Genomic DNA, 20,624 nt, shown 5'->3' with positions numbered 1-20,624 from the left:
CTTCAATTATCGGCATCATTCAAACCCTACACCGGCTGCAAATCTCGTTTTGGCATAGGAAATCTTCCGCTTAGTTAGCAATTCGTTTAATACAACCTTGGAATTGAAAACTGAAACTTCCCTGCTATTCACCAAAAACAAACTGCTTTCGCCCATCTCAAACCTCCTCAATTCTCCTTGAAGCAACATTTCCAATGCTGCGACATTTCGTGTGTAGGTATTGATTTGGGAATTGACTACGCTCCAGCCATTGAGCTCATTTTCCAGTTTTGTGCGAAGCTGAAGCTCCTTCAAATCCCTGTCATTTTGCTTGAAATCTATTTTAGCCTCCGCTAGACGCATTCCACCCCTAGCCTTTCTCCACATCAAGGGCGTATAGACTGTAAGTCCCCATTTGTAATTATTTTCAAAAAAAGCAGCTTGATCAAATTGACTTAAGTTTTCTGTGAGAAAATTATACTTGAGCTTGACAACCGGAAGTATCTGCTGGGCTTTGAGTCGCCTATCTACATTCAGGCTCGCCAATTCATAATCTACAAGCATTAGCTCCGGATGATTTGCTAGGAGTATTCGAAGTTCTTCTTCATTCAAAATAAGGGGATGGTCTGCACGTAACCTCTCCGGTATAATCTGCAAATCTAAGGAAATGGGGTTTCCAGAATCATCCCAAAGAAAATTATTCAGCTCTTGAGTCCGTACAAATAACTCATTTTCAGCTTTCTGAAGATTAAATTCTCTAGTGAGCAGTTGTGTCGCGGCTTCCACTGTATCTATCGCCGGAAAATCACCTTGCTCATAGCTAAACTTCACTCCGCTAAATCTTGTTTTGGCGAGCTCTACACCTTCTGCTTGCAAGGCTCTATTTGCATGGGCCAGCGACCAACTCCAATAGGCTCCTGTTGCTTGCAGATACAATTCATTCAGCAGTCTTTTTCGCTCAGATTCTGTGGATTGTTGGTATATCTGTGCCTTGCGTAAGCTTGCTCTTCGATCATCCAAAATCAAACCTTGGCCAAGGTTTACAGATGCCCCTGCTGCAAGCAATCCTCCTGCGGGTACAGAATATTCAGGATTTAGATATTGTCCTGAATTCTGTTCAAATACCCCATTGAGCTCAATACCAGCCCAAGTAGGGATAGAAATACCTGCTTCTCTTTTTTCATAATAGGTCTTTTCATCGTAGCTCTTATTATCCAGATTACCGTACAGCAAGGGATCAAAACCGCCTCTAGCAGTTCGGACTTCCATATCCCCCATCGTAAGCATTATGTCAGCTTGCGCTGAAAGTGGGTGATTTGATTTCACCCAGTCCAGGAAAGTCTCAAATGCTAAGGTATCAGTGCCTTGAGCATGAAGCTGTATACTACTAATTAATACTAAGAAAGTAATGAGTATCCTTTTCATTTCTTTCCGCTCTCTAGTAGTTCCTTCTGCTTGCGAGTGTAATAATCTGCCGGAAATCCATTAAGCTGACGCCAGAGTTCATACCACACTGGCACATCGTTAAGCAATGCGATGCCATCTGCTCCTGAGCCTACACGCAGTACTTCTGGCCATGCTTGCTCTTCTGGATCCTCAGCTACCAGTACTCTGAATTGATTGCTTGTTCCGGCAAATTTATCTATCGCCACGATGACACCACCAAATGTACCATTGGATAGCTTAGGCCAACCTGCAAAAACGATTGCTGGCCAACCGTCAAAGATGAAGCGTACTTTTTTGCCTACCACCATTAAAGGTAAATCCACCGGAGAGACATACATCTCTACTGCCAGCTCACCATTTGACGGCACAATATTGACTATTTGGTCTCCTTCCTTGATTGTTTCCCCCAATCCTACTTGAATTGCCTCGGCGATGTAGCCATCCTGCGGTGCTAAAATATGTCTAAAGCCAGTTCGGGCTTCATAGTTAGAATATTGATTTTCAAGTTTGGAAGCAGAGCCTTCCGCATCGTATTGGCTAGACTGGGCAGTGTACATGTCCGATTCTGCTTTTGCCAGCTTGTCTTTGAAATCATTGTCTATCGCCTCTAACTCCAATTGAGCTGATATAAAGGAATTATTACTGCTCAGCAAACTATTTTCTGCACCAATAACAGAAGCCTGTACTTCCTGAAATTTCAATCTACGTGTTTCTAAATCAGTGAGTGACCTTAAGCCTTCCTCATAGAGTTTCTCTGCTCTTCCAAGTTGTCTTATCCCTATTTCATAATTGACTTTGGCCTGCTCATAACGGATGCTATCAGACTTTACTTGTAATGCAGCCATATCCAGCTTATTCCTTGCTTGTTCTTTTCTCAAAATATTATTTCGCTTCAATGCTGCGATCTGACTGTCTAGCGCTTTTACTTTTTCTTTGTAAGATAATGCGGAAAGGTTCTTGGCATTCAATTGAAGCTGAGTTCTAGGTAGAAGCAAGGAATCGAAATACTCATCTTTCACTTCAGTAATGCTGATGATAGTATCTCCCTTATTCACAAAAACCCCTTCGTTTACATACCACTTATCTATCCTACCTGCTATCACCGAGTGAATCGTCTGCGCTCGATGCTCAGGTTGTAGCATAGTCACATAGCCTTTTGAGCGGATATACTGAGTCCATGGAAGAAAAAGCATAAGAAACACCACACAACAAGACACAAAAAGGACTCTCACTCTTCTCCTCTTTTCCTCACTTGCCATGGTCATTTTGAGGCTTTCTGAATGCTCAAATGGCCTTCTATCTTTGATTTTATTTTCAGAGATATTTAACATAATCTTATGAGTTCAGGGTTAGAAAATGTTGATATCCATGCTGATTCCCTTGATAGGTAATATTACCCTCCTCCATTACTATTACCTGACTTGCTTGCCTGATCACCTCTTCATCTTGGGTGACCATCACCAGCGTCCAATCACCTCCAAACAAATGAGCCATCACACGTGCTTTTACGTCCATATCGAAGTGTTGTAGTGCATTTTCCAGTATCATGGCTTGTGGCTCACCCACAAGGGCTCTAGTCAAAATAATAGCCTGCGCCATCTTCCTGGATATTCCCCTTGCTTCTGGGAGAAGTATGGTTTCCATATCATCTGGTAGTTGATAGATGAATTCCCGAAGGCCCACCAAATCAATTAGAAATGCCAATTGCTTTTGATCTATGTCGCGTCCAACCAAAATATTTTCGGCTATAGTGCCATGAAAAATCTGCTGCAATTCCATACAATCACCGACCACTGTCCTGTATTTGTCCAAATTAATCATCTCCAAAGAGAGGTCATTTACTTTTATTTTACCTTGATAGCTTTCATAAAGCCCCGAAAAAAGCGCAAGCATAGCACTTTTGCCACTTCCGCTTTTCCCTGTAATTACTGCCTTTGATCCAGATTCGACAGTGAGGGTCACGCCTTTCAAAATAGGCTTGCTTACGTCTCTGGGGTGAAAAATCACATTTTCCATCGCCAATTTAATTCCTTGGGCTTGAGCAGTGATATCCTTTTCGGCTTCATTATGCCCCTCAAGCTCCATATCCATGATCTGACCAAGTTTCTCAGAGGCCACGAGAGTGTCATATACTGTCTCTAAAGAAATAATCAATTTCTCCACAGCATTGACCACCATGACTATAATAACTTCTGCTGCAACAAACTGACCTATACTGATTTGCTCATTAATCAACAATAAACTACCGGCCACCAAAAGACTTGTCACAATCAAAACCTTGAATGCAATAAGCGCTTTGTATTGAAAAATCAACACAGAAAAGTGATGGGTTCTAAACTCCACATAGCGCTTTAGAAGCTTGTCAACACGCAGAATGGGCAACTTGGAATTACCTCCTACCAACTTAAACGTATTAAGTGTCCTCCCAATTTCTTCTAGCCAATAGGCTGTCTCATATTTATAAGTTGACTCTTTCAAAGCTGTTGACATCCCCTTTGGACTGGTGAAATAGAAAATGGTCAATAATATTATTACTAGAACTATCCCAAATAAAATAAAGGTGGCATGATAAAACGATAATAATATTAGCCCGAAAAACACTTGTATGAGGGATGTAGAATACTCAACCAAAATCTTTGATACTCCTTTTTGAAGGTTAACGGTATCGAAGAACCGATTCACAATTTCTGGAGCATAAGTGCCATGAAATAATTCCGATTTTATCTTTGGAAGTCTATACGCCAAAGAAAGTCCGGATTTAGCAAAAATTCTTTGCTGCAGTTTCTCCGTAATCTGCAATTGGGAAATCTGTAGAAATCCGCCAAAAGCTATACCTGCTGCTACTATTAGTACCAAGATTACCCAAGAAGTAGTGATCCTTCCTCCCAACACAAAATTCAAAATTGCCTGAATTCCCAACGGGAGAGATAGTGCCACCAAACCGTTTAAAATGGCATAAAAGTATATGGAATACACTTGATCTTTTTCCTCTTTCAGCAGATTGAAAAATCGCTTCATTGGAGTAATTGCCTTTGTGCTATTCATTTGAAATTGCCTTTAATAGTAAATCTTCAAAAAAGACCAGACGGTTTTCTGAATCTAAGGACTGCTCTGTCATACCTGGTAAATGCTTGGAATTAAATGCATGAAGTAAGCTAGACTCCATGATCGTATATGCCAAGGTTTTAGGAAAAGGATAGGTTGGGTTTATTTCAAAAATCAATTCGGAAATACGCTCACCGAAATTATAAACTTGAGCAAATATCCCACTTTCGTGCTCCGCATCTACGGTTTTGGTCAAATACCCTTTGAGTGATTCATTGACCACTATACGACGCAAATCCTCAGGATTTATGTGAATGTTTTTTGTAAAGACCGGCCCATTGACGATAAGTTTCATAGCTATGGACAAGCGGGACTTACTGCTATCCAGATTTGCAGTAGCATACACATAATTCACTTCCATCCAAGCCCAATACCAAGCTGTAAGATACAGAAGCAACATATGTTTATTCTCAAAATATCGGTAAACTGCCGCCTCAGTGACTCCAATTTGAACTGCCAGCTTCTTGAAAGTGAAATGCTCCATTCCCAGATTCTGTATGAGAATAGCTCCCTGTTGAACTATCGAACTACCTAACTCTGAGCTGAATGGTTCCTTCAGATAAAGGTTGTCATGCACCTGCATCTTCATATTATTTAATAAATTCTCCATAGAAACGTTTGGTAACTACAGTGGAAACGCCTTTTTCAAGAAAAAGTTAACAAAACTTCCAATAAGTAAGTATTACATACTTTTTGTATTTTTAATTCGATTTTGCATTCCTACCTAATCTGCAAATTATATTTTATGACTGTAGGCGTGTGCCCATGCAATCAACAGCGGATGAATGATAATCAGCCTAAACCATCCTGTCCATGGCGGCAAACAAATCCCATTTTCAATACATGAATTTAGCTGAATAAAGTAAACATGAGCTGGAATAAAAGCAAGTAACATCAGGATAATGCCCCATGCAGCCCATTTCCTAGTGGAAGGAAAAAGTAATGCTAATCCAAACCCAACTTCGCTTATTCCAGCGATTAAATTGAGCAAAGAATGACTTGGAAGATATTCGGGAATCAATCTGAGATAGCCAGAGGGATTGACAAAATGGTTGGCGCCAGCTAGTATATAAAAAATTGACATTACATAAAGAGCTATGATTTTGAGTTTTTTCATGTGTTTATAATTGATTTTTATGAAACATCGAATTCTGGTAACTTACCCCTTCCATGGCAAAAAACACCTCTTTTTTCAGATTCAAAGTGCGCCCTTGGGTATTTTGGCCTCCTTTTATACTTTTGATAGTAGCAGTATTCAGTAGCATTTTATTTTCCGATTCATTTATTAATGTTGTCAGAAGGATTCAGCTAGGCATTCTCGCCCACTTTTCACTGGGTTTTAGCTGGATTTCATTTGGTATGACCTTACTGGCCATTGCCGTCCTCTTTTCTCCGTTGGGACATTACAAAATCGGAGGAAAATCAGCAGTTCCGAGATTGAATAAGATTAGCTGGTTTGCGATTGTCCTCTGTACAACCATCGCGGTTGGTATCTTATTTTGGGGAAGTGCTGAGCCACTCTCCCACTTTCTTTTTCCACCGGACTTCAAAGGGTTTGAACCAAATTCAGAAGAAGCTAAGTCTTTCGCATTAGGAGCCTTGTACTTTCACTGGGGTTTTACTCCTTACGCTATTTACGCTGTACCTGCTTTGGTGTTTGCCTTGATGTATTATTCTGGTAACAGCCGATTTAGTCTTAGTATCATGCTCAGGCCGATGATTGGCAATTCACCTCATCGATTCTGGGAAACTGGCCTGGATATGTTCAGTCTCTTCGCTTTAGTGACTGGAATGGCTGCAGCACTTGGAGCTGGAATACTAAGTCTTTCCGGTGGTTTTCTGGCATTTTTTCCTGAGTTCGATCCCACATTTCTTACCGGGTTCATCACACTTGCGATCTTGGTTACATTTATTGTCTCCGCATCTACGGGCATTGAAAAAGGGATAAAGAACCTCTCCTTATTCAATCTGGGCTTCTTTTTTCTGATCACATTTCTATTTGTGATTTTAGGAAAAAAAGGTAAAATTTTAAACTCCATTCTGACGGGGTTCACACACTACTTTTCAAATTTCACTGACTTAAGTCTGCAACTAAGTGGAGCGGGAAACAACTGGACTTACGATTGGTCCACCTTTAATTTTGCTATGTGGATGGCTTGGGCTCCCATGACCGCTTTATTTCTCGGGAAAATAGCAGTTGGCAGAACTGTCCGTGAATTTCTAATGGTAAACTGGTTTTTACCTGCTCTATTTTGCCTGATCTGGATGGGGATTTTTGGAGGAACCACTGTAGATTTTGCTTCCAATAATCCAGAAATCTATAAAGATCTTTACCAAAATTCAGGCCCTGAATCTATCATCTACAGAGTATTTGATGATATGGGGTATTTCAAAATCTTTGCCCAGCTGTTCATTCTTGGCATTTTCATATCCAATGTGACTGCAGCAGATTCTAGCACGGATGCACTTGCCAGCATAAGTATGGAAAAACAAGATGGAGATCCATTCCGGTCAGATACAAATCTAAAGGTGATTTGGGGGGTGTTGATCGGATTTCTATCCTGGGTGATGATCACTTATTCAGGAATCGATGGCGTGAGAATATTATCGGTCATCGGTGGACTTCCAGCCCTTTTTTTCTTATTGCTTGTTTCAGTATGCCTTTTGATGATTCTTATTTCACCCAAAAAATACCTACCCAATCAATAACCTCTGTATTTCAATTTACCCACATTATAAAGGTAAAGTACCTTAGAATAGCGTAACATCAACGGCATCAGAATCAGATTAGACACAGCCACTGTAGTAAGATACATCCAAAGCTCAGGCCTGACCATCAGCAGATTCAACACCACCATGGTAATAATCACCAGTGACACTGAGAAGCCATAACTTACATACATCGCACCGTAGAAAAAATCAGGTTCAGCATGAAAGTTAGCTCCGCAAACAGAACAAGACTTATTGACCTCAGACAATTTCCGGAAGCTATACACTGGAACAGAAAATAAATTACCTTCGTGACATTGGGGACATTTAGCCCCCGCAATAGCTTTGATAGTGCTTTTTTTACTCATATCTGATTAGAAAAAGAAATGATTTGGATGCCTTGCCATCATGGGAAAGGATTTGGAAATGGGAAGGAAACTCTGTACTAATTTCTATCGAAAGATCTCATCAATATCATAATCCTTACCTACGCCCCATTGAAGGAGTTCCTCAATTGTATAGAATTCTAATGTATCAAGATCCTTCACTTTGAAATTTGTACCCTGCAACCGGGCAACAATCTCGACTTGTCTTACTTCCCCCATGTTTACAAGTTGATATTTTCTACCGACTCGCAGATTATCAAGCGCTATAGGCATATTAGGCTTTATCTTTAATCACCACGCCAACTGCTTCAAAGGTAATCTCTCGCTTTGGCTCAGTGATCGCTTCTACTTCCGCTTTGCTCATGCCGCCATCTTCGGCATAATGTCTCAGTGTCTTTACGTCAGTTTCTGTCAAGACTGCCACTCCTTCCAGAATGACAGGATATCCTTGAGAAGTAGTTGGGACAAAAAATCCATAATCCTTAAAGGTCACTCGCATGCTTTCTCCATTAGGAAGATCCATGGTAAGCCAGCAACCTTTCTTTGTACAAACCTCCTTGATCTCACCAGCTATTTTCCCTTCGAAGTTTCCATCCTTTTCCACAACTGAAATCATATGAGAAGGGGAAACTACTCCTGCTACTACCATATCAGCACCATAATTTCCAGGAATTGTGTCAGCAGCAACAACCTCTGTCCCCATTTCTTCCAGCAATGTCCCAGACTTCTGATTTTGACAGGCAGTGCTAAGTGCCATACCAAATGCGAGTACAACTAAATGAGAAATTTTCATGTGTTTATAATTTGTTTTTTAAAGGTCACACAGCCTGTCCCGTCCGCCGCGGCGGATCGGGAGAATCTCGCATATTTGATCATCCCAGTGTGTGAGGCTTGAGTCATGCTCGATTTCATGAGTTTATAATTAATTTTAATTTGCAACATGGAATCTCGCAGGTTTTATAATTATCCCTCTAAATGTTGTTCTTCGACATGCTCGATTTCATAGCATTATTTATATTAATGCCCAAAAATACGCTTAAGAATCGGAGAGAAAAAGCAAAGCGCGAATGTTTGGCAAACTTATGCTAATTCAAAATTCCTGCCTATCTGCTCTATTTATTACGAAAAGATCGATTGCGAAAAAGATTTGAAACAATTTTTTCAATAAAACTTCAATTTTTTTAACAATCCTGTAATTTTGCATTCAAATTAACCTATTGCCCCTACACATGCCTCATCCGACAAAGTTCATTATTGATTTTGACAGTACATTTACTCAAGTAGAAGCCCTGGATATTCTAGGAGAAATAAGCCTTCTAAACGACCCAGATCGAGAAGTAAAACTAAAAGCCATTAAGGACATCACTGATAAAGGCATGGAGGGCAATGTGACCTTTCGCGACAGTCTGATACAAAGAATCGACATACTCAAAGCCAGCAAGTCACAAATAACAGATTTGATCGCTGCGTTGAAGAAAAAGGTTTCCAAGTCTTTTGAGCGAAATAAGGAATTCCTTCAGGATAATTCAGACAACATCTACATCGTTTCCAATGGCTTCAAAGATTTTATCATTCCTATAGTGGCAGATTATGGCATACACCAAGACAATGTGTTCGCCAATGAATTCGTCTATGATGAATCGGATAATATCGTAGATTTCAACCGTGACAACCCGCTTTCGCAGAATAATGGAAAAGCAGAAACCATCAAAAAAATCAATCTTGAAGGTGAAATCTATGTGATCGGTGATGGTTACACCGATTATGAAATCAAAAAATCTGGCCTGGCCAATAAGTTTTATGCATTTACTGAAAATGTAAACCGTCCTAAAGTAACCAAAGAGGCAGATCACATAGCGCCAAGTCTAGATGAAATCTTATACGTCAATAATTTGAACACGAAATTCTCTTACCCAAAAAGCAGAATCAAGGTATTGCTCCTTGAAAATGTCCACCAAATCGGTGTCGATTTACTCAACGAAGAAGGCTACGAAGTAGAAGTTGTCAGCTCTGCCATGTCAGAAGAAGAACTCTGCGAAAAAATCAAAACTGTCTCTATTCTAGGTATTCGTTCTAAGACCAATGTCACCAAAAAGGTATTAGAAAATGCCAATAGACTGCTGGCAGTAGGTGCATTTTGTATCGGAACTAATCAGATCGATCTGGAAACATGCCAGGAAAAAGGAATCGCAGTATTCAATGCTCCATTCAGCAATACCAGATCGGTGGTGGAAATGGCCATAGCAGAAATCATTTTCCTGATGAGGAATTTTGTAGATAAAACTACCTCTATGCACAAGGGTAAGTGGGACAAATCTGCTTCTGGAAGTTTCGAAATCAGAGGCAAAAAACTAGGTATAGTAGGTTATGGAAATATAGGAGCGCAGCTTTCAGTCCTTGCAGAAAATATGGGATTGAATGTGTTCTATTATGATGTGATTGAGAAATTAGCCTTAGGAAACGCCACTAAGGTTGATTCTTTGGAAGAATTGCTTAGCACCTGTGATATTATTTCTCTACATGTAGATGGACGAAAGGAGAATAAAAATATCCTGAGCAGAGAGAAAATAGAATTGATGAAGCCCGGTTCCTATTTGGTGAATCTTAGCCGTGGACATGTGGTAGAGATTCCGGCGCTCCGGGATGCGATCCTTTCCGGCCGCTTGGCCGGATGTGCTGTTGACGTCTTTCCTGAAGAGCCAAAAAATAACAAAGAGCCATTTGTATCTGAGTTGATAGGCTTACCAAATACAATCTTAACTCCTCATATAGGTGGTAGTACGTTGGAAGCACAAGAGAACATTGCTCGGTTTGTACCCGGGAAAATCATGGAGTATATCAACACAGGCAATACCTACAACTCGGTAAACTTCCCGAACATCCAGTTGCCTTTCCTACAAAATGCGCATAGGCTTATCCATATTCACATGAACGAGCCCGGTGTGTTGGCAAAAATCAATCAGATCTTGGCGAACTTCGAAATCAATATTGTGGGGCAATACCTCAAGACAAACGAGAAAATCGGATATGTAATTACCGATATAGATAAAGCCTATTCCACTGAAGCTATTGATGCATTGAAACATATTCCTGGCACCATCCGCTTTAGAGTTCTTTATTAAGAAATAAGTTCCTTTATAGCCAACAAAAAAAGTCCCGTCTAAGCGGGACTTTTTTTGTTGGCTTAGGCCGTGATCGAAATCTATACTTCACTAGGATCTAGGCATCTACACCATTTTTGCTGAATTTTAGTAAAATATGACTTCTGAGTACACGCGAAAAGTCTACCAGAACTGGGGTCAGTATTGTCCAGAATACCCAATCAGCTCGATCACAGTACTTTGCTGCTGGCTGAGCTGAGCAAGCAGCATGTAATCCAGCTCTATTCTCCGCTTTAAGAAATAGAGAATCCATAGGATATAAACCACACATCCTCCCATATATATGAGGAAGATCAAACCTCTGGTCTGAATTTCAGGGAGTATCATATTTGAAAATAATTCCCAATCGTCAGACCGGAAGTTTTCATTGTCGTAGGACAACAATTAGGCGAGCATCGAAAGTACAAGTACCTATTAATCAAAATTTTATGATCTTAGACCGAGCTTAGAAAGATTACGGATAAATCGAAAACGGAGAGATTAAGTGATTTGAAAGTATGATAAACTTTGTCGAAATTCGATTTAATATCAATCGTGCATTGGCTTGGATTAGTAGGTTTTGTTCGGAATTTTAGTTTGCAAAAATTCAAGTTCCTGCACGACTTAATTTAAACTAGCAAAACAGGATATACTACTGTTTAGGGCGTTTGGAAAAACTACCGAAGGTTTAGGGCTATAGCCGTTACACGACCTCATTTCAAATAATTTAAAAATTTATCCGATCCGGCTATTTCTGCTGAAGTTTCTCAAATCCGAACTATTCAATATTTCTAGATACAATCTGTGTAAATACAAGTGTAGGCTTCTGGGTGAAAAAATGTTAAATAATTGGCCTATATTCAGAAAAATAGATTTCCCATGGGGTTATGAACAGTTAACGTCCCGATTTCCGAGCTCAAATTTTTGTTTTTCGGAATACCTGGTCTAGAGTTGAATCATACGATTCAAGAAACGAGAAGAGTAATTTCTATTTGTTATATAGATTATAGAAGATAAACTCAAGATCATGAAGGGACAACTAACCGTATCATTCAACATAAACTTTTTGAAGGACAGTGCCATTAGTTTGGCAAAGATCCATAAGGTTTCATCTACTTTCAATAATTTGAAACCGATTACACCAATTCTGGAAGATTCCAAACAGATACTCACAGATACCTACCGGACGCTCTCCAAAATAGTGAAATCCGAAAAAGAGATTTCTCCCGCCTCGGAATGGCTGATGGACAATTTCTATATTATTCAAGAACAGATTGTACAAATTGGCATTGATTTTCCAAAAACGTTTCAAAAAAATATACCCATACTGGCAATAGGCGAGCATAAAGGTTTTCCAAGAGTATATGAGATAGTACTCAATATGCTTACACACACAGATAATGTCTTAGACAGTGAAGTTCTTCTAGAATATATCCGAAGTTATCAGGAAGAGGAAACGCTTCAACTAGGTGAACTTTGGGCCATACCTATTATGATCCGCTTGTTTCTCATACAAATTTTGGCAGAAAAAGCATCCAGGATTTTAGAGCAAAGGGTCATAAAAAGGGAGGTTGAAAAATTTGTAAAAGAAATTGAAAAGGAAGATTTGCAAGAACCCGGAGCCTTTTCACACGCTATTTCCGGCTGGGCTAAAGATCATTCGAAAAAATCGGGTCTATTATATCTATTAGAGTTATACAATCAGCTCCAGTCAGCCGGTGTGATTCATGAGGAGCAAAAGCGCTGGTTCAGTTATCAAATTAATCAATATGAAATAACGCTGGAAGAGGCCATGCGTCGAGAGGCGCAAAAACAATCACGACTTCAGGTAAATATTCAAAATGCGGTGATCTCTTTACGGGAGATTACAGAAACGGAATGGTCGGATTTTGTAGAGGATTGCTCCGTCATCGATGATTATCTTAAGCAAGATCCTTCAGGACATTATACAATGATGGATTTTCACACAAGAGACAGCTACCGGAGAATAATAGAGAAAGTTAGTAGACATTCAAATTATTCAGAGACAGAGGTATCTAATATTGCCTTGGGATTGGCCAAAGAACAGGCAAAGAAAGTAGCTGAAAATCGAGATGATTTGATGTTTGACCAAAATAAAGTAAAACAGCATATTGGATATTTTCTTGTTGGAGATGGATATAGTGACCTTATAAAGAAAGTTGGATACTCAACTCCATTTACAGAACGGATCTACCGGGCCTTTGAGTCAAATTTTTATTTGTATCTGCTCACCATCTTTCTATTTTCTCTTTTTTTTGTAGGAATTTTGTTGATCGCGATTGATGCTATTAGTTATTCTCCTGAAGTAGTAATAGCTGTAATCCTTATTGCATTTTTCCCGGCTCTCGAGCTATCTATTATAACAGTAAATCGGTTTTTTTCTTTTTTCCTACCTCCTCGTGTCCTTCCCAAGATGGATTACAAAGAGAATATTCCCTACGCTTCTCGAACACTTATTGTAGTCCCCACCCTGTTGTCTTCCTCTGAAGACGCATTAAATCAGATTGAAAACATAGAAATTCATGCTTTAGCCAATCCTGATCCGGGACTTCAGTTTGCAATACTTTCCGACTTTAGGGATGCAAATGAAAAGAATCTGGAGGGTGATAAAGCCATCCTCAGCACCGCTGAAAATGCAATCAAAGAGCTCAATAAAAAGTATTCATCATGCTATGGAGATAAGTTTTTTATGCTCCATCGTGAGCGTCAATGGAATAAATCTGAAAATGCATGGATGGGCTGGGAAAGGAAACGAGGTAAACTCGAAGAATTAAATAACTTAATTTGTGATCCAACTTCGATAACATCCTATCACTTTTTCGCAGGTGATTTTTTTGATTCTTTGAATTCCGCTCCAATACAGTATATCATCACCCTTGATGCTGACACGAAACTGCCACCTGGATCTGCAACAAAACTAATCAGCACCATTGCTCATCCACTAAATAGAGCCCAGTTTGATAATGTTAAAAAAAGAATAACAAAAGGCTATGCTATCATCCAGCCACGCATTTCATTTTTTCCTGAATCCGCAAAAAAAACCTGGTTTGCACGGATATTCTCCGGGAATGTAGGAATAGATCCCTATTCAGCAGCAGTCTCTGACATTTATCAGGACTTAATAGGCGAAGCTATTTTTACTGGCAAGGGGATTTACGATTTAAGAGCCTTTCACTTGGTTTTAAATAACAAATTTCCAGAAAATAGAATTCTCTCCCATGACCTCATCGAAAGTGCCTATTTGAGGACAGGGCTTGCTACTGATATTGAATTGTTTGACGACTACCCCAGCACTTATTTGAGTTTCGCCAAAAGGAATCATCGTTGGACACGAGGCGATTGGCAAATTGCTTCTTGGCTTTTTCAACAGGTCCCCGGACCAGACGGGAAAATCCGCAATCAGATTAGCCTTTTATCAAAATGGAAAATTTTCGATAACCTACGCCGGTCCTTGAATTTTTCATTCCTGACAATTTTCTTCATCGCGGGTCTGTTTTGGCTTCCCGGATCAGGATGGATTTGGACTGCTGCGGCGTTGGGAATTTTGGCATTTCCTACTTATGTAAGTCTGTCAAGCGACCTCCTAAACAGACCGGCAAGGGTTAGGTGGAAACTTTATATGGAGAAAGTCCGAGACAATCTGAAAATAAATACGGCTCAGGCTATATCCACCATAATCATCGTCCCACATCAGACATTTATTCAACTTGATGCTGCATTTCGAACGTTGTACCGCTTATTCTTTTTAAAAAAGTGGCTACTCGAATGGACAACGGCTTCCCACGCAGAGAAACTCAGTCCCAATTCATTGAGTGTCTACTTTCGGCTAATGATTGTCCCAGTTTTACTGGGAGTCTTCATTTTCGTGACTGCTATGGTTATTGCTCCGCAATATTTGTGGATTGCAATCCCGGTTTTCCTGTTATGGTCAGGTTCACCCCTATATATGTGGTACATCAGCCAGCCTACTAAAAAAAGTCCGGTAACTGTCTCAGAAGAAGAGCGATTGAAACTTCGCATGTATGCAAGACGCACGTGGTTCTATTTTGAGCGATTTGTAAATGAAGAACATTATTGGCTTCCACCTGACAATTACCAAGAAGACCCTCCGCTACCCGTAGCAGAAAGGACATCTCCTACAAATATTGGATTGGCACTAGTGTCCAATCAGGTCGCCTACAATATGGGATATATCACCATGGGCGCATTACTGGAACGGCAACAGGAATCTCTACAGGCACTTCGAGACTTGGAAAAATACAATGGCCATCTCTTTAACTGGTACGAAACGCGACTAGGAAAGGCTTTGTATCCCAAATATATTTCAACAGTAGATTCAGGAAACCTCGCCGCTAGTTTAATGGTGACGAAAGAAGCCATCATTCAGGTAATGAGCTCAAAAGGGGTTAACAAAAATTTTATAATCGGATTACAGGATACCCTCTTGACTATTAAGGAAATTTTTAACGAATACAAGAATAATGAGGTGTTTTTTAAATCAGCCTTTAATCAAATTCTGGATCATACAAATTTGATGCTCACCAAACTTAATACTGCAGGAGCTCAGAGCCAATCTGTAAATCTGGAATTATTAAGGGATTTGAAAGTAGATGCAGTTAATCTGAGCGCTATCGACCTGTTACCACTAGGTAGCTATTTTGATGATCGGAAAAGAAAAGACTTACTTTTTTGGATAGAAAGTCCCCTAAAGCATATCGAGAGGGCAATTGATGAATATAAATGTTTGACCCTTCCCGATAAGTTGGATATCAATTTTTATTCACCTGAGGAATTGAATGTTTTGCTCAAGGATAAATACAAAGATCATTCATGTAATCATTTAATAGAAAAATGGCTGAACCAAGCTGAAGAAATTATATTTCTTTCTGAAAAAATGATAGATGAAATGGATTTCTCTTTTCTCTATCAAAAAAAGAGAGGTTTGTTCAGTATTGGATATAATTTGGACTCAGCACAGTTCGATAAAAGCACTTATGATCTTTTGGCGAGTGAAGCAAGGATTGCCTCTTACGTTGCCATTTCAAAAGGTGATGTGCCTGTCGAACATTGGTTTCGTCTAAGCAGAAGGCTTACCAGAATTAATCATGAAGAAATTTTGCTTTCATGGGGAGGTACTATGTTCGAGTATTTGATGCCCTTGCTCTTTTTTAAATATTATCCCGACACCATAATGACTCACACTTATCATAATGTGATTAATTGGCAAAAACAGTACGGGGATAATCGGGGTCGTCTGTGGGGTTTTTCTGAAAGTGCGTATTATTTTCTAAATATCGATTTGCACTATCAATACCGGACATTTGGTGTCCCGGGGCTGGGTTTAAAGCGTGGCTTGGCAGACGAATATGTGGTTGCCCCCTATGCAACTATTCTTGCACTCATGGTGAAATCGAAAATTTCAATCCATAATCTGAAAGCTATTGAAAAGCTAGGCGGCTTAGGCCTTTTTGGATTCTATGACGCTATTGATTACACCCAATCTCACCTCACTGAGGATGTGCCATTTAAACTAGTTAAAACCTATATGGTTCACCATCATGGCATGAGTTTGATTGCACTTGATAATTTCCTGAATGGTTGTACAATAAGTAACAATTTCCACGCTGATCGCCGTATAAAAAGTTGTGAACTTTTACTACAAGAACGAATCCCACGAGGGGCACCTATCAAAGAACCTCACCCAATTGATGCTGAACTTGAGCCTGCATTCAAATCCTCTGCCCACTATGTAGCAGAACATATTGGAATAAATGAACTCGATGCGAGTCCCCCGAGGCTGCATACTCTTTCTAATGGGAATTTCTCAGCGATGATCACGCATGCAGGCACAGGTTATTCGAATTTTAAAGGGATTGTATTGAACGCCTGGCAACCCGATTCCACCATTGATCCCCTTGGTTTATTCTTTTATATCAAAGACACTGAAAGCGGAAAATTTTGGTCTGCCATGCACCAGCCGGTTAAGAGCAAACCCGACAGATATGATACTTGGTTTCACAACGGAAAAGTAGTGTGCTCGCGGGTGGACGATTGGATTGAAACCACTACTGAAATTTGCGTCTCGCCCGATCATCAAATCGAACTTAGAAAACTTACCTTTACCAATTATGCTGATCGAAAACGTACACTGGAGGTCTCCAGTTATGCTGAAGTGGTATTGAATAGGCTAGTTGACCATAACGCCCACCCTGCATTTTCTAAACTATTTATAGAAACCGAATACCTGGAAGCGCATCATTCTATTATCGCTAAGCGCAGGCCACGAAGTGAAAATGTAAGCCCAACCTGGATGGTTCATACCTTTGCAGGAAACTTCCAGGACAATCCAACCGCACCACTCTATTTTGAAACTGAGCGAACTAATTTTATCGGCAAAAGCAGGTCTCTTAGTAATCCAGAAGCGATGGATGAAGGGAACATACTCAAGGGATTTCAGGGGAATGTATCGGATCCAATTGTCAGCTTTAGAAAACCAATCACGCTCAATCCGGGAGAGAAAGTCCAAATTAGTTTTGGGCTCGGTTTTGCCGAATCCAGGGAAGCCGCCATTCAAATGGCAGACACATATGACAATCAACTTGCAGTAAACAGGGCTTTTGACCTTGCTTCCATTTATGGTTCCGTGGAGTTAAACCACCTCGCGATTAAAACCAGACAAGCCCATTACTTCCAAAAACTTGCCTCTTACCTTTATTATGCAGATTCAACATATCGAACAGATAAACAACGCCTTCTGCTCAATCATAAAAAACAGCAGGACTTGTGGGCATATGGAATATCAGGTGATTTTCCTTTAATCATCTTCCGGATTAATGAAACCAGTCAACTCAAGCAGCTTAAGATTTTAATCAAAGCACATACCTTCTGGCGTTTCAGGGGCATTGAATCTGAATTGCTCATCATCAATGAACATGCCCCGGGGTATATAGACGAAATTCAAGAAGCTATTCAGGTAGCGATTGAGTCTTCACTCGAGCGAGATATCCTGAATAAAAAAGGCGGCATTTTTATATGTAGGGTTGATAAAATTCAACAAGAAGATTTAACGCTATTATTGAGCGTGGCACACGCTATCTTCAACAAAAAACTACCAGATTTATCTAGAGTTAATTTACCTACAGAAACAACCTCGTGGTATAAAGGGGGTGAGACAGCGAATTATCTACCATTAAAAGAACGAGGGGTTGATGTGGATGAATCGCATAGGCAGAAACAGTCTAACTTGCAATTCTTCAATGGATATGGAGGGTTCTCTGCAGAAGGGAATGAATACCATGTTTTAATAAAAAAAGATTCAGAAACCGGTTTCCCTATATTTCCACCCGCTCCGTGGATTAATGTGATCGCCAATGCCAAATTCGGATTTACAGTCTCAGAGCGGGGTGCAGGATATACCTGGAGTGAAAACAGCCGTGAAAACAAACTCACTTCATGGTCAAATGACCCTATAAAAGATACACACTCTGAAGCTTTTTACATTCGAGACGAAATAAAAAGAAAGTACTGGTCGCCCACCCCCGGGCCTGTAATTAGTTCAGGATTTTATCGAGTGATTCACGGCTTTGGATTTACCAGTTTTGAACATTTCTCAAATGGTCTGGACCAAAAACTCATACAGTTTGTTCCGCAAAATGAACCTGTTAAAATCTCAAAGCTCACTTTGCAAAACAGAGGAGAAGAAATCCAAAGACTTTCTGTATTTAGGTATTTAGAGAGAGTTTTGGGTGTAGAAAGAACTACTTCTTCCAGATTCATAAATCAGGAAATATCTGCGGATGGAAGGACTTTGTATGCGAAAAATAATTACAATAATGAGTTTGCAGGTCGTATCGTCTTTTCTTCTGTCATCAATCCTATGGAGAATGCGCAATTTCGACACACTACCGACAGGAAACATTTTATCGGGCGAAATCGCTCCTTATGCAAACCTCTGGCTGTCACCACTGATAGATTGCTTGACAATAAGGTGATTACAGGTGGGGATCCTTGTTCGGTTATCCAGACTATATTTGATCTGGCACCCGGCCAAAGCGTATCACTTATCTTTTTGGAAGGAGAATGCAACAACAGAAATGAAGTAGATTTGCTCATCAAACGCCTTTCGGATAGCGTCCAAACCGATGCTGAACTTCATAATGTTCAAGAGTTTTGGAAAAAAACACTGACCAAGGTTACGATTTCCACCCCCGATAGATCGCTGGATATTATGGTAAACGGCTGGTTGATGTATCAGAATTTATCCAGCCGAATGTGGGCTCGTACGGCCTTTTATCAAGCAGGTGGCGCGTATGGATTCCGGGATCAATTGCAGGATGCAACAGCGGCTTTATATGTGGATTCGAAGATATGTCGGAATCAGATTTTATTGCACGCCGAAAAGCAATTTCAAGAAGGCGACGTCTTGCATTGGTGGCACATGCCTACAGGAAGAGGGATACGCTCCAAAATTACCGATGACCGTCTTTGGCTTCCTTATGTGGTCGAATTTTATTTGCAATCTACCGGTGACGAATCCATCTTACATGAAAAAGTGCCCTATATATCCTCGAGAAATCTCGAAACTTTTGAACACGAAGCATACTTGCATCCACATATCTTGCAGGAAAAGGGAACGATTTACGAACATTGCTGTAAGGCAATAGATATTTCGCTAAAATTCGGAATTCATGGTTTACCGCTTATCGGCGGAGGTGACTGGAACGACGGAATGAACCGTGTAGGTGAAAACGGAAAGGGTGAAAGTGTCTGGTTAGGCTTCTTCATCTACCATGTTCTTACCCGATTTGAAAAGATCTGCCGGAAAATGAATGAAACAACCCGCGCTAATAACTACCTGTCGGTTGCAGGTACACTCAAACAAAGATTGAATACTGAAGGCTGGGATGGAAAATGGTATCTAAGAGCCTTTTATGACGACGGAACCCCTCTCGGATCTTCCAAAAATGGAGAATGCAGAATAGATGCCATATCCCAAGCCTGGTCAATTTTCTCGGGAGTTGCTTCCGAGGAGCGAAGTCTGCAGGTATTAAGTGCTGTGGAAGAACATCTGGTTTCTGAAAAAGACAGGATCATTCGGCTACTTACACCGCCCTTTGACAAAACCCCTAAAGATCCGGGCTACATTAAAGGTTATATCCCTGGTGTAAGAGAAAATGGCGGACAATATACTCATGCCGCACTTTGGACTATAAAAGCCTTTGCAGAAATGGGAATGGGAGAAAAGGCCGTTAACTATCTGAATATGGTCAATCCCATAAACCATGCGCTAAACCAACAAGCTGCCAATACCTATAAGGTGGAGCCTTTTGTGGTAACCGCAGATATCTATGGAGAAAAGTCCCTCACAGGACAGGGTGGCTGGTCTTGGTACACAGGTTCTGCCGGATGGATGTATAGAGTGTCCTTAGAGTCTGTACTCGGTTTACGATTGAATGGGGACTCGATTATGCTGAAACCTGCTATTTCAGAAAGCTGGAAAGGATACAGCATAAACCTGCGGTTAGACGACGAGGAAACCACTTACTACATTCAAATTGACAATCCAAACGGACTGCAGTCTGGCTTGCTTGAAGGTACCATTGATGGTGAAAACGTACATTTCGAAAATTCCCCTGCACTCCTACCCCTTAAAAGAGATAAACAGAAACATGAAATTTTCCTGAAAATCGTAAAGAAATAATAATTTGTATGTAGAGGAGGAATTGATAAAAATTTTGAAATGCTGGACGTACTACCCTAGATTGGAGACAGATTTAGAATTACATCTAAAATAAATTGATTTTTAATATAAGAAAACCGGGAAGAGTACTCAATACCT

13 protein-coding genes are annotated in these 20,624 nt (G+C 40.2%); 3 read left to right on the top strand and 10 right to left on the bottom strand.

Features of this window, described 5'->3' with window-relative positions:
• Nucleotides 1-15: 15 nt before the first annotated feature.
• The 5 genes from U3A58_RS02910 to U3A58_RS02890 all read right to left on the bottom strand — a co-directional run bounded on the left by U3A58_RS02910 (nucleotide 16) and on the right by U3A58_RS02890 (nucleotide 5,647).
• On the bottom strand, nucleotides 16-1,404 hold the full coding sequence (locus U3A58_RS02910; RefSeq protein WP_323821887.1) for a TolC family protein: 1,389 nt from the start codon (nucleotides 1,402-1,404) through the stop codon (nucleotides 16-18).
• The gene (locus U3A58_RS02905) at nucleotides 1,401-2,756 is read right to left on the bottom strand and encodes an HlyD family secretion protein (RefSeq protein WP_323821886.1); all 1,356 of its coding nucleotides are present in this window, start codon (nucleotides 2,754-2,756) and stop codon (nucleotides 1,401-1,403) included. The genes U3A58_RS02910 and U3A58_RS02905 overlap by 4 nt, the downstream gene beginning before the upstream one ends.
• 4 nt (nucleotides 2,757-2,760) lie before the next feature.
• Nucleotides 2,761-4,470, bottom strand: coding sequence for a peptidase domain-containing ABC transporter (locus U3A58_RS02900; RefSeq protein WP_323821885.1), 1,710 nt, complete (start codon nucleotides 4,468-4,470; stop codon nucleotides 2,761-2,763).
• Nucleotides 4,463-5,140 (bottom strand): TetR/AcrR family transcriptional regulator, encoded by a 678-nt coding sequence (locus U3A58_RS02895; protein WP_323821884.1) that lies wholly within the window; start codon nucleotides 5,138-5,140, stop codon nucleotides 4,463-4,465. The genes U3A58_RS02900 and U3A58_RS02895 overlap by 8 nt, the downstream gene beginning before the upstream one ends.
• Nucleotides 5,141-5,266: 126 nt before the next feature.
• The gene (locus tag U3A58_RS02890; protein WP_323821883.1) at nucleotides 5,267-5,647 is read right to left on the bottom strand and encodes a DoxX family protein; all 381 of its coding nucleotides are present in this window, start codon (nucleotides 5,645-5,647) and stop codon (nucleotides 5,267-5,269) included.
• 53 nt (nucleotides 5,648-5,700) lie between these two features.
• Here U3A58_RS02890 and U3A58_RS02885 point away from each other — a divergent pair, with 53 nt between their 5' ends.
• Nucleotides 5,701-7,239: a BCCT family transporter gene (locus tag U3A58_RS02885; protein ID WP_323821882.1), complete on the top strand. Its 1,539-nt coding sequence runs from the start codon at nucleotides 5,701-5,703 to the stop codon at nucleotides 7,237-7,239.
• Here the strand turns inward: U3A58_RS02885 and U3A58_RS02880 are convergent.
• From U3A58_RS02880 to U3A58_RS02865, 4 genes are all read right to left on the bottom strand, one after another.
• Complete coding sequence (locus U3A58_RS02880) at nucleotides 7,233-7,607, bottom strand: DUF983 domain-containing protein (RefSeq protein ID WP_323821881.1); 375 nt, start codon at nucleotides 7,605-7,607, stop codon at nucleotides 7,233-7,235. The two genes, U3A58_RS02885 and U3A58_RS02880, sit on opposite strands and share 7 nt — an antisense overlap.
• A gap of 84 nt (nucleotides 7,608-7,691) precedes the next feature.
• Entirely contained in the window at nucleotides 7,692-7,898 is a 207-nt protein-coding gene (locus tag U3A58_RS02875; protein WP_323821880.1) for a hypothetical protein, read from the bottom strand.
• Between the two features lies 1 nt (nucleotide 7,899).
• Nucleotides 7,900-8,418 (bottom strand): DUF4920 domain-containing protein, encoded by a 519-nt coding sequence (locus U3A58_RS02870; protein ID WP_323821879.1) that lies wholly within the window; start codon nucleotides 8,416-8,418, stop codon nucleotides 7,900-7,902.
• Nucleotides 8,415-8,537 (bottom strand): hypothetical protein, encoded by a 123-nt coding sequence (locus U3A58_RS02865; protein ID WP_323821878.1) that lies wholly within the window; start codon nucleotides 8,535-8,537, stop codon nucleotides 8,415-8,417. Before U3A58_RS02865 ends, U3A58_RS02870 begins: the two co-directional genes overlap by 4 nt.
• 317 nt (nucleotides 8,538-8,854) lie before the next feature.
• Here U3A58_RS02865 and serA point away from each other — a divergent pair, with 317 nt between their 5' ends.
• The gene (gene serA, locus U3A58_RS02860; protein WP_323821877.1) at nucleotides 8,855-10,747 is read left to right on the top strand and encodes a phosphoglycerate dehydrogenase; all 1,893 of its coding nucleotides are present in this window, start codon (nucleotides 8,855-8,857) and stop codon (nucleotides 10,745-10,747) included.
• A gap of 177 nt (nucleotides 10,748-10,924) precedes the next feature.
• Here serA and U3A58_RS02855 read toward each other — a convergent pair whose 3' ends face one another.
• Entirely contained in the window at nucleotides 10,925-11,113 is a 189-nt protein-coding gene (locus U3A58_RS02855; protein ID WP_323821876.1) for a hypothetical protein, read from the bottom strand.
• A gap of 679 nt (nucleotides 11,114-11,792) precedes the next feature.
• Here U3A58_RS02855 and U3A58_RS02850 point away from each other — a divergent pair.
• Nucleotides 11,793-20,486, top strand: coding sequence for a GH36-type glycosyl hydrolase domain-containing protein (locus tag U3A58_RS02850; RefSeq protein WP_323821875.1), 8,694 nt, complete (start codon nucleotides 11,793-11,795; stop codon nucleotides 20,484-20,486).
• Nucleotides 20,487-20,624 lie beyond the last annotated feature (138 nt).

Origin of the sequence: Algoriphagus persicinus (assembly GCF_035156415.1) — a bacterium.
GTDB lineage: Bacteria > Bacteroidota > Bacteroidia > Cytophagales > Cyclobacteriaceae > Algoriphagus > Algoriphagus persicinus.
The sequence above is the reverse complement of the archived record's forward strand: the minus strand, read 5'-3'. Positions and strand labels throughout refer to the sequence as shown.

What these genes read in the sequence shown, in the direction of transcription:
- U3A58_RS02910 (WP_323821887.1), bottom strand. Translation starts at nt 1,404, where the DNA reads ATGAAAAGGATACTCATTACTTTCTTAGTATTAATTAGTAGTATACAG.
- U3A58_RS02905 (WP_323821886.1), bottom strand. Translation starts at nt 2,756, where the DNA reads ATGTTAAATATCTCTGAAAATAAAATCAAAGATAGAAGGCCATTTGAG.
- U3A58_RS02900 (WP_323821885.1), bottom strand. Translation starts at nt 4,470, where the DNA reads ATGAATAGCACAAAGGCAATTACTCCAATGAAGCGATTTTTCAATCTG.
- U3A58_RS02895 (WP_323821884.1), bottom strand. Translation starts at nt 5,140, where the DNA reads ATGGAGAATTTATTAAATAATATGAAGATGCAGGTGCATGACAACCTT.
- U3A58_RS02890 (WP_323821883.1), bottom strand. Translation starts at nt 5,647, where the DNA reads ATGAAAAAACTCAAAATCATAGCTCTTTATGTAATGTCAATTTTTTAT.
- U3A58_RS02885 (WP_323821882.1), top strand. Translation starts at nt 5,701, where the DNA reads ATGGCAAAAAACACCTCTTTTTTCAGATTCAAAGTGCGCCCTTGGGTA.
- U3A58_RS02880 (WP_323821881.1), bottom strand. Translation starts at nt 7,607, where the DNA reads ATGAGTAAAAAAAGCACTATCAAAGCTATTGCGGGGGCTAAATGTCCC.
- U3A58_RS02875 (WP_323821880.1), bottom strand. Translation starts at nt 7,898, where the DNA reads ATGCCTATAGCGCTTGATAATCTGCGAGTCGGTAGAAAATATCAACTT.
- U3A58_RS02870 (WP_323821879.1), bottom strand. Translation starts at nt 8,418, where the DNA reads ATGAAAATTTCTCATTTAGTTGTACTCGCATTTGGTATGGCACTTAGC.
- U3A58_RS02865 (WP_323821878.1), bottom strand. Translation starts at nt 8,537, where the DNA reads ATGAAATCGAGCATGACTCAAGCCTCACACACTGGGATGATCAAATAT.
- serA (WP_323821877.1), top strand. Translation starts at nt 8,855, where the DNA reads ATGCCTCATCCGACAAAGTTCATTATTGATTTTGACAGTACATTTACT.
- U3A58_RS02855 (WP_323821876.1), bottom strand. Translation starts at nt 11,113, where the DNA reads ATGATACTCCCTGAAATTCAGACCAGAGGTTTGATCTTCCTCATATAT.
- U3A58_RS02850 (WP_323821875.1), top strand. Translation starts at nt 11,793, where the DNA reads ATGAAGGGACAACTAACCGTATCATTCAACATAAACTTTTTGAAGGAC.